Below are 11,374 nucleotides of genomic sequence, written 5' to 3'. Positions count from 1 at the left end.
CGGTAGTGGTGGATATGGAATAAGCTTGTTATCGATGTTGCTTGCTGCAATGCTTTACTGATCGTTCAAATGACATGCGCTCAAGTGTCCCGGCGCGACTTCTTTCAGCGCCGGTGCCTCCTGTCGGCAGCGCGGCATGGCATGCGGACAGCGCGGATGGAAATGGCAGCCCTGCGGTGGATTCAAAGGACTCGGGATCTCGCCCTTGATTGCCGTGAACGACTTGTTGCGTGACTGCAAACGCGGCACTTCCGCCAGCAATGCCTGGGTGTACGGGTGATTCGGTCGCGCAAACAGCTCGTCGACGGCGGCGCTCTCGACGATACGGCCCAGATACATGATGACCACGCGGTCGGAGACGTGCTCGACCACGCCGAGATCGTGACTGATGAACAGGTAGGTTAATCCAAGCTGTTCACGCAAGTCGCTGAACAGATTGAGGATTTGCGCCTGAATCGATACATCCAACGCCGCCACTGCCTCGTCTGCCACCAGCATCTGAGGCTGTACCGCCAGCGCGCGCGCAATACCGATACGCTGACGCTGGCCGCCGCTGAACTGATGCGGATAGCGATCACGCAGTTCAGGATCAAGCCCGGCACGCAGCAGTTGCGCACTGACGTAATCGTCGAGTCCGGCCTTGTCGGTCATGCCGTGGATCAGCGCAGCTTCGCCGACGATTTCATCGACGCGCAGGCGCGGATTGAGGCTGGCGTAGGGATTCTGAAAAATCATCTGCACCTTGCGGCGCGTGGCGTGCTGTTCGCGTGCGCTGAGTTGATTGCGATCAACGCCATCAACCAGCACCTGCCCGGACGACGGCGACAGCAGCCCACTGACGATGCGGCCCAGCGTCGACTTGCCGCAACCGGACTCCCCTACCAGACCGACTACCTCGCCGGGCATAACGTGCAGGTCGACCGTGTCGAGTGCTTGCGTGACCGCAGCCGGACGCATCCAGCCGCGTGCGATCAGTTGTGATTCAAACGGCCGTGGCTTGCGTTCTCCGAAACGTTTTCCGACCTGGTGCGCTTCCACCAAAGGGATTACTTTATCCATGGCGTAGCTCCACTGTATTGGCAGCATCCAGCGGCACCGCCGGATGGAAGCAGCGCGCGAAATGCGCCTTCAGCGGCTCCGTGATTTCCGGACGCGTGAGGCATTGTTCGCTGACGCGTTCGCAACGTGCGGCAAATGCGCAAGTCGGCGGCAGGTGCAGCAAATTCGGCGTCAGGCCAGGGATCTGGCGCAGGCGTTCGCCACGGCGGTTGTTGCTCGGCAGGCTGCCGATCAGACCTTGCGTGTAAGGATGCAGCGGCTGGTCGAGCACGTCGGACACTTTGCCTTGCTCGACGATACGGCCGGAATACATGACGGCGACATCGTCCGCCAGCCCCGCCACCACCGAGAGATCGTGTGTGATCCAGATCAGCGCAGTGCCATGCTGGCGCGCCAGCTTTTGCACTTCCGACAGAATCTGCGCCTGGATCGTCACGTCCAATGCTGTGGTCGGTTCGTCGGCGATGATCAGGTCGGGCTTGTGCAGCATGGCGATGGCGATGGCCACGCGCTGACGCATGCCGCCGGACAATTGGTGCGGATAAGCCTGCAATCGCTCATCCGGGCTGGCGATACCCATCATGCCCAGGGTATCGCGCGCCAGTTGGCGTGCCTGGTCGCGGCTGACCTTACTGTGCGCGAGTACGGCGTCGATCATCTGCGCTTCGACACGCAGAACCGGATTCAGGGTCATCATCGGATCCTGGAAGATCATAGCGATGCGATTACCCTGCAGACTGCGCAGCGACTTTTTGTCCAGCGTCACCAGATCCTGTCCCTTGAACAGAATCTGTCCACCGACAATACGTCCCGGGGCATCCAGCAAACCGAGAATGGAAAAACCGGTCACGGTCTTACCGGATCCTGATTCACCCACCAGGCCGAGAATGCGACCGCGCTCCAGCTTCAATGAGACATCGTCGACCGCCGGCAAAACGCCGCCGGGAGTAAAAAAGTGCGTACGAAGATTACGTACCTCAAGCGTCGGCACAGAGTTGGATGCACTCATTTCTGCCACCTTGGATTCATGACATCGCGCAGACGATCGCCGACCATATTGATCGCCACGATTACGACCAGCAAGGCGATGCCGGGATAAAAACTGATCCAGTATTCGCCGGACAGCATGTATTGATAACCGTTGGAAATCAGCAGGCCCAACGACGGCTCCGTGATCGGCACGCCGAGGCCTAGAAAGCTCAAGGTCGCCTCCAGCGTGATGGCGCGCGCGATCTGCAAGGTACCGATGACGATCAAAGGCGGCAGGCAGTTCGGCAGAATATGCCGCACCATGATGCGCCAGCCCGATACGCCCAATCCACGCGCAGCCTCAACGTATTCTTTCTGCCGTTCGACCAGCGCCTGACCGCGGGCGGTGCGGGCGTAATAAGCCCACTCCAGCACCACCAGCGTCGCCATGACGTTGAAGATACCCTTGCCCAGATAGGCGAGGATCAGCATCGATACCAGAATCGACGGGAAGGACAGCACCAGATCAGCGAACCGCATCAGGAGCGCATCAACCTTGCCACCTGCATACGCTGCGAGCAAACCGATCAGCGTCCCGATCACACCCGCCAGCAATGCAGAGCCGACGCCGATACCGACGCTGATGCGCAGGCCATAGAGAATCGCGGAATACAAATCGCGCCCCTGCCCGTCCGTGCCCAGCCAATAGGTAAATGTGCCAAGACCGTTAGCGCTGCCCGGATGCAAGCGCGCATCAAGCACGTCCAGTTGCATCAGATCATAGGGATTTTGCGGCGTCAGCCAAGGTGCCGCCAGCGCGGCGATCATCAGCAAAACAGCGACCGCCAAACCGAACATGGCCGTCTTCGACGCCAGGAAACCACGCATCACGCGTCGCCATGGCGACTCGCGGCGCGGCGTCTGGAATGCCGACAGGGCGGCCACTTTGGCGCGGACTTCCTCCTGCGTCATCGGCGTAGCTTTCGGAGCTGAAATCTCGCTCATGCCTTGACCTCCACCCGCACGCGCGGATCCAGTACTTTATACAACACGTCGACGATCAGGTTCAGTGTCACGAACAGGCACACGATCACCATCATGTACGCCACAATCACCGGACGATCCAGCGCATTGATGCTATCGAGGATCAGCTTGCCGGCACCGGGCCAGGCAAAGATGCTTTCCGTCACGACAGCGAAGGCGATGGTCGAGCCGAACTCCAGACCGAGAATCGTTACCAGCGGAATCAGCGTATTGCGCAGTACGTACATCATTACCACGCGTAGCGGCGCCAGGCCTTTGGCGCGCGCAAACTTGACGAAATCCATCGGCAGTACTTCACGCACATTGGCGCGCGTGAGGCGAATCACCAGTGAAATCTTGAACAGCGACAAATTCAGCGCCGGCAAGATCAGATGGCGCAAACCATCCACCGTCAGCCACGACCACTGTATCCCGAACAAGCCCGCCGTCTGGCCGCGTCCGCCGGAAGGCAGCCAGCCCAGCGACACGCTGAAGGCCATGATCAGCATCAGGCCGATCCAGAATGTCGGCAGTGAAAAACCAAGGATGCTACCGGTCATGATCATGCGCGAGAAGATATTTTCCGGAAACAAACCTGCCAGCAAGCCCAGTGGAATACCCACCAGAACAGCAAGGATCAAGGCTGCAAAAGCCAGTTCCAGTGTGGCGGGAAGACGTTGGAAGATCAGTTTGATGGCCGGCTCGTTGTAGACGAAGCTGTTGCCCAGGTTGCCGTGCAGCGCGCCATTGAGGAAGGCCAGATATTGCCGCCAGATCGGCTGATCCAGACCGAGTTCTTTGATGATGCGCAGACGATCAACCTGATCAACGTCCTGACCGATCAGAATGTCGACTGGATTGCCGATCATGTGCAGGCCGAAGAAGACGATCACCGTCATCAGCAGCAGCACCGCAAGCGCCTGTAAGACGCTGCGCAGAATCGCCCCGCTCATCGGCTGGCTCCCCGGCGTTCTTGCTCGGTCGGCTCGGACGGTGTCCATTCGTCGCCGATCAGTTCCGGCTCGGCGTAGGCTTGAATATTTTTGTAATGCGTATCGACGTCTTCGCCATAGAGCAAGGACGCGATGCCTTGCGCCAGCCGTTGCGCGCCATCGCTGATGGCAGGAATATCGCCAGACAGCGTGCCATGGCTCAATGCCGCCGGATAGCAGAAGCAATGCACACGCTCCAGTCCCGGCAAGTCGCCGGGATGCTTTTGCTGGAATTCGAATGCCGGGCCGAGATCGGGAGAATCGGACAACTCCATGTCTTCGTCACCGACCGGTGGCATGTAGCGCGAACGCCAATTCCGGATATGCGGCGCAATGGCGGCAAATTCCGGACGCACAGTCCAGTCGATACGAAAGCCCGTCGAGAAAATCAGGAAATCGATCTCGAACAGACCGCGCGGCGTGGTGATGCGCAGGCTGTCACCGACAACCTCGACCTTGTCGATGGACGCACCGAACAGGAAGCGCGCGTTGGCAAACTTCGACACGCGCTGCACGCTGCCGCTTGGCGGCGGCGTCTGTTGCACGTTGATGTAATGGCGGATGCGCCATTTCCACTCATCCGGCAGATTGATGTGACCATTGGTCAGACCGGGGCTACCTGCTCCCTTGCCTTTGTTGATGCGCGGCAGTTCCTTGCGACGGATCAGCAGGTCGACGCGTTCAGCGCCCGATTCCAGCGCGGTTGCTGCGCTGTCCATGGACGAGGCGCCGGCACCGATCACGCCGATGCGCTTGCCGGCCAGTTTGCTGTAGTCCATGTCGTCCGAAGAATGCGCCCACAACGCGCGCGGCAGGCTCTCGGCCAAAGGCGGCAGATACGCGCCGCCAAGACCGTCACGACCGGTGGCCAACACGACGCGGCGTGCCAACACTACGGACTTGCCCGCCGGGGCATCAATATGCAGCTCCACGACACCGTCGGCGCGCGGCAGGATGGCGTCGATGCGATGATCATTGCGGATATCCAGCGCCATGACCTTGCGGTACCAGCGCAGATAATCCATCCATTGCAGACGCGGGATTTTATCCAGTGCTTCCCAGGCGGCCAGTCCAAATTGCGCTTCAAACCAGGCACGGAATGTCAATGCTGCGAAGCCCAGTGCCGGGCCGGTCAGCTTCTTTGGCGAGCGCAGGGTTTCCATCCGCGCAGTGGTTGCCCAGGGCCCCTCAAAACCTGCCGGCGACTGATCGTAAATGACAGCGTTGATACCCAGATGCAGCAGCGACACCGCAGCAGCCATCCCGGCCTGGCCGCCGCCGATAACGGCGACATCCAGTACCTGCTGACCGTTCACGGTCTTGGGCGGCACCCATGATTTGGCGGGCAATTCCAGCCACGCCAGGTCTTGTTGCAGGCGCGCTTCCAGCGCAGCCAGACCACTCGCTCCGGTGCCGGTAACTGCGTTTGTGGCGTTCGCGGCCTCTGTAGTTTCACTCACGATGAGCGCCCCTTCCCTGTCGGCTGAATGTAAAAAATCATGTACTTACCTGCCGTTTAATTCTGTTGCTCGTTTGTTCGGTCAATGTACTTGCACTAAGAAATGCAGTCCCGCATTTCGTTGTCATCTCGTTACAGCAAATCGTCGTGGTCGCCGGCATCGCGTTTGACGAAGCCGTGCAAGATATCTCTCGCCGCTATTTCAATAGCGCCGATCAACGCTTGCGTGACACTGTCGACCGGCTTGCCAAAGGGGGTGACGACGCCGAAATAAAAGGGAATGTTCTCTGCCAGCGGGCGCACCGCCAGACCTTCGATCGGCATCCCCAGCGCGGTGATCGGTTCCACCAGCGCGACGCCAAGGCCTGCATGCGCCGCCATGATGGCGTTAAAAGACGTATTGGTTTCGATTGCCACGTTCAGCGGCTTGTCATGGCCGAGCGCCATGTCGATGCGCTGACGCAGGCGATAACGGTTGGACATGGTGATCACGCGCTCATGGCGCAAGGCATCGACCGTTATCACGTCGGCTTTAGCCAAAGGACTGTCCGCGCGCAGCACCGCCACGCAAGGTGCCTGGCCGATCCAGTGCAGATCCAGGCCGCGATGCGCCACCGGAAGGCTGGTCAGACCGAGGCTGACCGTGCGGTGCAACACCGAATGCACCACTTGCTCCGCCGAGGCGCTGCGCAGATGGATATGCTCTGGCAACCCGTTCTTTTCAATCAGCTTGAGTGCCGCCGGCGCAATGGTCGATGCCAGGGCCGGAGTTGCCACCAGATGGATGGGTTGTAATTCTTCGCGACCGATTTCGATGGCGCGCTCACGGATAGTGCGCAGCCCGACCAGCGAGCGCTCAACTTCTTCATATAACAGGAAAGCCTTGTCGGTCGGCGTCACGCGCGGGCCGTTACGATCAAACAAGGGATAGCCGAGTTCACCTTCCAGATCCTGAATCGCCTTGCTGACAGCCGGTTGCGAACGGCCAAGACTACGCCCGGCTCCCGTCACGCTGCCGATAGTCATCACCGCCGAAAAAGCTTCCAGTTGATTCAGGTCCATATTATTATGGTTTATACGATTTTCGGATTATAGACATATGTTCATTCCATTTAAGTATAATCATTTTGCATAAGTTAATACGAAAAAACTGCATAAGCAGCGAGTGCAAAGCATGAAAGCTTTTTGGGCGTATCTCGAACAAACGGGAAGCAGATGCGAATTAGCTAAAATTTTTGACGGAAAGCTGGGTTACCACTCTCTTTAAATCGAAAATTGCATATTGAAATAACTTTATATTCGTTTTTCATCTATACGTTTCATCGTAACTTAAGCACACCTGTAAGCACACCTTCATTACGGATTCATTGCCATGAATGCTTCCTCCGCCTGTATTACCTCCGACAGCTCCGCCAGCCCTAGCGGCGACAAGGCCGCGCTGCAATTTCCCATTTACCTGGATTATTCGGCCACAACCCCGGTCGACCCGGCGGTTGCAGTCAAGATGTGCGCTTACCTGACGGAGAAATTCGGCAATCCGGCCAGCAGCTCCCACTCTTTCGGCTGGGAAGCCAAAGCCGCGGTGGAAAAGGCGCGCAAGCAGGTCGCTGCACTCGTCGGCGCAAAGGCAGTTGAGATCGTGTGGACGTCCGGCGCGACAGAATCCAACAACCTGGCGCTCAAGGGCGCGGCACATGTCTTGCGGGAGGCCGGTCGCGGCAAGCACCTGATTACGGTCGCCACGGAACACAAGGCTGTCCTGGACACCATGCACACGCTTGAGCGTGCAGGTTTCGACGTGACGTTCCTGCAACCTCAGCCCAATGGTCTGATCACCATCGAACAATTCAAGGCGGCATTGCGCCCCGACACCATCCTGGCTTCGGTCATGATGGTGAACAACGAAATCGGCGTCATCCAGCCAATCGCCGAACTCGGCGAGATTTGTGCGGAACGCGGCATCCTTTTCCACGTTGACGCGGTGCAGGCTGCCGGCAAGATCACCATCGATCTGCAGACGCTGAAGGTCGATCTGATGTCATTCAGCGCGCACAAGATTTATGGCCCCAAAGGCATCGGCGCCCTATACGTCCGCCACAATCCGGCGCTGAAACTGGAAGCACAGATCGATGGCGGCGGGCATGAAAACGGTATGCGTTCAGGAACGCTGGCCACGCATCAGATCGTCGGTATGGGCGAAGCATTTGCCTTGGCCGCACAATTGCAGACGGAAGAAAGCGCGCGCATCCGTGTCTTGCGCGATCGCCTCTGGCACGGCCTGCGCGACCTGCCGGGCGTCGTAATGAATGGCTGCGAACAAGCGCGTATTCCGCATAACCTGAACGTGAGTTTCGATCTGGGTGGAGAAATCTCGGTAGCAGGACAGCTGCTGGATATCGCGGTATCGGCCGGTTCGGCCTGTAACTCTGCCAATGCGGCGCCGTCTTACGTACTCTCGGCAATCGGCCGCCCTGACGCACTGGCGCGCAGCGCCATCCGCTTTTCACTGGGCCGTTATACGACGGAAGCAGAAATCGACTACACCATCAAGACCTTGCAGCAATTGCTGCAAAATCAGACTGTGCCTGCGCATTGACTCGGCATTGACAACGCGGTGACGACTCAGTGAAGCACTGATGACTCACGAATACTTCGCGAAGTCGTACCTGACTCGCGATGAGCGTTTGGATCCGGAAATGAGTGGGTGACTATCAGCGAAGCGAGCCATTGCGGCTCGCGCTGCCCTGCTCCACCGGCATGCGGCGAAACAAGGAATTATTTATTGAGGTGCCACGCCGGCGCTGGTTGCAGCCGCTTCTTCGCTCTGGCGCTTGCTGACGGCTGCAAAATGCTCGGCGTATTCAGCCCGGCGCGCCTGATCTGACTCGATCAGCATCTGATAGCGTGTTTCCGACACACGCTGCTGCAGGACGGCCGAATAGCGCTCACGCTGCAGCCATTCGATAATGACCGACGCCAGCATCACGATCGTGCCGTAGACCACGATCAGGAATACATCCTTGTGGCCCAAACCATCCATCATGAAATACGGCTTGCGGAAAAAAAATAGTGCCGTCGGAATACTGATAATCAGCAAAATCAGCGACTGCGCATAGCCGAACAGATAACTCATCACAATACAATTCAGCGCGAAAAACAGCATCGACATTGATTCATCGACAAACGGACTCAACACATAGCGCAACGCGAACGCCACCAGAAAGCCGAAGGTGCACACCAGCGTCGGATTGAGATTGACCGCTTTCCAGCGCTTCGCATTTCTCAATTTGATGATGCCCATGAGAAGCTCCTTATTCATCATAGTCATGGTGCAGATGCCGACCGTCGGTCCTTCAATGGAGAATTGTGCAAAAGATACTTGAGAGAAATATCGTTGCTGTGCATGTCGATATTGCGTTTGATGAACTGCGCCGCTTCGTTGGTCACGATCTCGCGTTCGTTATCTACCGTGATGATGTGATAACAATCACCCAGCCAGATCACCTTGCGGACTTCCGACTTGATGTTTTCCATGATCATCTCGGCATTGCGCGGTGCGGCGGTTTCATCGTCGATCGAATGAATCACCAGGGTGCTGGCGCGCACCAGCGGCAACGACTGCCGCACGTAGGCCATCAGCTTTTGCGCCGCCCATAAATGCCGCGCCGGAATGGCTGCAGCACCGACTGCCGCCACGCCGTCTTTCTTGAGGGCGTTGGCAACGCGACGACGCATTTCAAAATTCTTGATCCCGTAGGGATCGCTTTCTTTGTAGGTCCAGTTGCGATACCCCAAGGTATACGGGATGTTCATCAAACGGTGATACCAGGGAATCGACCAGCCGTCGTATTTCAGAACCGGCGACAACAGCACGACACTCAGGATTTCCCGGCTGAAGCTGGCCACTGCCAACGCCAGCGTGGCACCCATGCTCAGACCGCACAGCGACACCGTTTTGTGCTCTTCCTTGAGCTTAACGATCTTGCTTTCGACCATGGCGCACCAGTCCATCCAGTTCGGCGTGACGGTGGGATCGGTTAATGCAGCGGAATAATTGGGGATCTGCATCTCGACCACGGTGCAGTTGGCTTTCTTCAATGCTTTGGGAATGGTTCCCAGCTCAAGGCTTGAGCCACACAGTCCGTGCAGCAAGATAACGGCGTGATCCCGCTGCCGTTCCTGATGCCTCTCTTGCAGATGTTCTGTGCGTGCGCTCTGGTCCATGCGATACAAAATTACGATGATGTCGAATAGCCAGCATTGTAGACCTCTATTGACATTTCTTCACAGGGATTTGCGAAAGGTTCTCAATAGCGGTTCTCAATAACGACACGGAGCGTTCACTTCGCCGGGAGGATGATCGTCGCGATGAGACCGCCTTGTGGATGATTACGTAACAACAATTCACCGCCATGCGCCTGGACGATATTGCGCGCAATGCCCAGCCCCAGGCCCATTCCGCCGCTATTCAGGTTGCGTCCGTGTTCCAGTCTCAGATAGGGCTGAAACAGACTGCCCATCGCATCTTCCGGTACACCGGGGCCATGGTCGCGGAGTTCGATCTCAACCATATCGCCGTCAACTCCTTGTGACTGCCGGATCACGATTTCCACTTTCTCGCCATAAAACAGCGCATTGTCGAACAGGTTGCCGATGGCGCGCTTCAAGGCCAGCGGTTTGGCCATGACGCTGATGCCGGCGGGTTCAAAAGCAACTTCATGGCCTGCCATGCTGGCATCCCGAATCATCCGCGCCACCAGCGCATCGAGTCGGACTTCGGTACGGTTTTCGTGGATGTCGCTGTCTTTGACGGATTGCAATGCGCCCTTCACCATCATGTCCAGCTCATCCAGGTCGTCGTGGAATTCAGTGCGCATATCATCGTCATCAAGCAACTCCGTGCGCAGCTTGAGGCGCGTGATCGGTGTGCGCAGATCATGTGAAATCGAAACGAACAGTCGCTCGCGATCTTCCAGATAGCGCTTGATGCGCTCGCGCATGCCGCTGAAGGCACGCGCAGTTTTGACGAATTCGCGGCTGCCGGTTTCAGGCAGTTCCGGTACGGTCTCGCCCTTACCGAAGGCTTCGGCCGCATCCGACAAAGCCGCCAGTGGACGTGTGGTCCAGCGCACCACCAGAATGGTCAGCAGCAAAATCGCCGCCAGCGACAGCCCTTGCAAGACCACACGATCCAGCGATAGAGGATTGCTGCTGTCGAGGAAATAGGGATTAGGCATCAATGCCGCCAAATAAAGCCATTTGCCGGACTCGATCTGCGTCTGGATCACCAACACCGGCGCCGGGTTCGGCTTGATCAACAGGATGTGCTGCACCCAGCTGTCGGGCAGATCGCCGATTTTCAAGCCGTCATCGGATACCGGCAAGTTGTCCGGCCAGGCAAACGCCAGATGGAATTCCGGCAAAAACGGCAAATCGGATTTCAAGGCTTCTTCAGCGGATTCGACGGCAATATCCGCCAATGAATTCTGCGTGATCGGCTGGATCGGCACCAGCGCGGTATTGGCGTTGACGAAGAAGCGCGTACCGCCCATTTCACGCAATTGCTGGATCATGATGGGACGGTAATTGGACGGCAGGCTCATGAAATAGCGGATCGCGCCCGAGGCGCTGTGCGCCAGATGCTGTGCGGCGATGCGGGTTTCCGCTTCTGACTTGGTGCGCAATTGCGCCGCCCAGATCAGGCCGCCGGCCAGTTGCGTCACCAGCACGCCAAAGATCATCACCACCGACAACCGCCCCAGCAAGGAATTCGGCAACAGCCAGTCCAGCACATGCGCCACCGCAGGAAAGTACTGTCGGCGCAAAGCCTTGGGCGGCGCCGGCAATACGGGAGGTGGAATACCGGACATCG

Annotated in this window: 10 protein-coding genes; 1 reads left to right on the top strand and 9 read right to left on the bottom strand. The window is 57.9% G+C overall.

The features are described from left to right. Positions 1–54: 54 nt before the first annotated feature. The 6 genes from PQR63_RS15995 to PQR63_RS15970 all read right to left on the bottom strand — a co-directional run bounded on the left by PQR63_RS15995 (position 55) and on the right by PQR63_RS15970 (position 6,564). Positions 55–1,059, bottom strand: a complete 1,005-nt coding sequence (locus PQR63_RS15995; RefSeq protein ID WP_408168987.1) for an ABC transporter ATP-binding protein — start codon at positions 1,057–1,059, stop codon at positions 55–57. After that, entirely contained in the window at positions 1,052–2,068 is a 1,017-nt protein-coding gene (locus PQR63_RS15990; RefSeq protein WP_408168986.1) for an ABC transporter ATP-binding protein, read from the bottom strand. The genes PQR63_RS15995 and PQR63_RS15990 overlap by 8 nt, the downstream gene beginning before the upstream one ends. Beyond that, entirely contained in the window at positions 2,065–3,000 is a 936-nt protein-coding gene (locus PQR63_RS15985; RefSeq protein ID WP_408169101.1) for an ABC transporter permease, read from the bottom strand. The genes PQR63_RS15990 and PQR63_RS15985 overlap by 4 nt, the downstream gene beginning before the upstream one ends. Positions 3,001–3,029: 29 nt before the next feature. Further along, positions 3,030–4,004, bottom strand: a complete 975-nt coding sequence (locus tag PQR63_RS15980) for an ABC transporter permease (RefSeq protein ID WP_408168985.1) — start codon at positions 4,002–4,004, stop codon at positions 3,030–3,032. Then, positions 4,001–5,503 carry an NAD(P)-binding domain-containing protein gene (locus PQR63_RS15975; RefSeq protein WP_408168984.1) on the bottom strand — a complete coding sequence of 501 codons (1,503 nt, stop codon included), beginning with the start codon at positions 5,501–5,503 and terminating at the stop codon, positions 4,001–4,003. Before PQR63_RS15975 ends, PQR63_RS15980 begins: the two co-directional genes overlap by 4 nt. 131 nt (positions 5,504–5,634) lie before the next feature. Continuing rightward, a complete protein-coding gene (locus PQR63_RS15970) occupies positions 5,635–6,564 on the bottom strand; it encodes a LysR family transcriptional regulator (protein ID WP_408168983.1) in 930 nt (309 codons plus the stop codon). 310 nt (positions 6,565–6,874) lie between these two features. Between PQR63_RS15970 and PQR63_RS15965 the strand changes: the two genes are divergently transcribed. After that, entirely contained in the window at positions 6,875–8,098 is a 1,224-nt protein-coding gene (locus tag PQR63_RS15965) for an IscS subfamily cysteine desulfurase (RefSeq protein ID WP_408168982.1), read from the top strand. A 183-nt stretch (positions 8,099–8,281) separates the two neighbouring features. On the opposite strand, the gene PQR63_RS15960 is transcribed toward PQR63_RS15965, so the two are convergent. The 3 genes from PQR63_RS15960 to PQR63_RS15950 form a co-directional block, all read right to left on the bottom strand. Continuing rightward, the gene (locus PQR63_RS15960) at positions 8,282–8,803 is read right to left on the bottom strand and encodes a DUF4118 domain-containing protein (protein WP_408168981.1); all 522 of its coding nucleotides are present in this window, start codon (positions 8,801–8,803) and stop codon (positions 8,282–8,284) included. Between the two features lie 23 nt (positions 8,804–8,826). Then, positions 8,827–9,726 carry an alpha/beta hydrolase gene (locus tag PQR63_RS15955; protein WP_408168980.1) on the bottom strand — a complete coding sequence of 300 codons (900 nt, stop codon included), beginning with the start codon at positions 9,724–9,726 and terminating at the stop codon, positions 8,827–8,829. Between the two features lie 116 nt (positions 9,727–9,842). Next, the gene (locus tag PQR63_RS15950) at positions 9,843–11,372 is read right to left on the bottom strand and encodes an ATP-binding protein (protein ID WP_408168979.1); all 1,530 of its coding nucleotides are present in this window, start codon (positions 11,370–11,372) and stop codon (positions 9,843–9,845) included. Positions 11,373–11,374 lie beyond the last annotated feature (2 nt).

It is taken from the genome of Herbaspirillum rhizosphaerae, assembly GCF_046025915.1.
GTDB lineage: Bacteria > Pseudomonadota > Gammaproteobacteria > Burkholderiales > Burkholderiaceae_D > Herbaspirillum > Herbaspirillum rhizosphaerae_A.
Note: the sequence above shows the minus strand (reverse complement) of the source record. Positions and strands in the feature narration are given on the sequence as shown.

Bases quoted from the DNA above. Each gene is read 5' to 3' on its own strand.
- PQR63_RS15995 (WP_408168987.1), bottom strand. From the start codon at position 1,059: ATGGATAAAGTAATCCCTTTGGTGGAAGCGCACCAGGTCGGAAAACGT.
- PQR63_RS15990 (WP_408168986.1), bottom strand. From the start codon at position 2,068: ATGAGTGCATCCAACTCTGTGCCGACGCTTGAGGTACGTAATCTTCGT.
- PQR63_RS15985 (WP_408169101.1), bottom strand. From the start codon at position 3,000: ATGACGCAGGAGGAAGTCCGCGCCAAAGTGGCCGCCCTGTCGGCATTC.
- PQR63_RS15980 (WP_408168985.1), bottom strand. From the start codon at position 4,004: ATGAGCGGGGCGATTCTGCGCAGCGTCTTACAGGCGCTTGCGGTGCTG.
- PQR63_RS15970 (WP_408168983.1), bottom strand. From the start codon at position 6,564: ATGGACCTGAATCAACTGGAAGCTTTTTCGGCGGTGATGACTATCGGC.
- PQR63_RS15965 (WP_408168982.1), top strand. From the start codon at position 6,875: ATGAATGCTTCCTCCGCCTGTATTACCTCCGACAGCTCCGCCAGCCCT.
- PQR63_RS15960 (WP_408168981.1), bottom strand. From the start codon at position 8,803: ATGGGCATCATCAAATTGAGAAATGCGAAGCGCTGGAAAGCGGTCAAT.
- PQR63_RS15955 (WP_408168980.1), bottom strand. From the start codon at position 9,726: ATGGACCAGAGCGCACGCACAGAACATCTGCAAGAGAGGCATCAGGAA.
- PQR63_RS15950 (WP_408168979.1), bottom strand. From the start codon at position 11,372: ATGTCCGGTATTCCACCTCCCGTATTGCCGGCGCCGCCCAAGGCTTTG.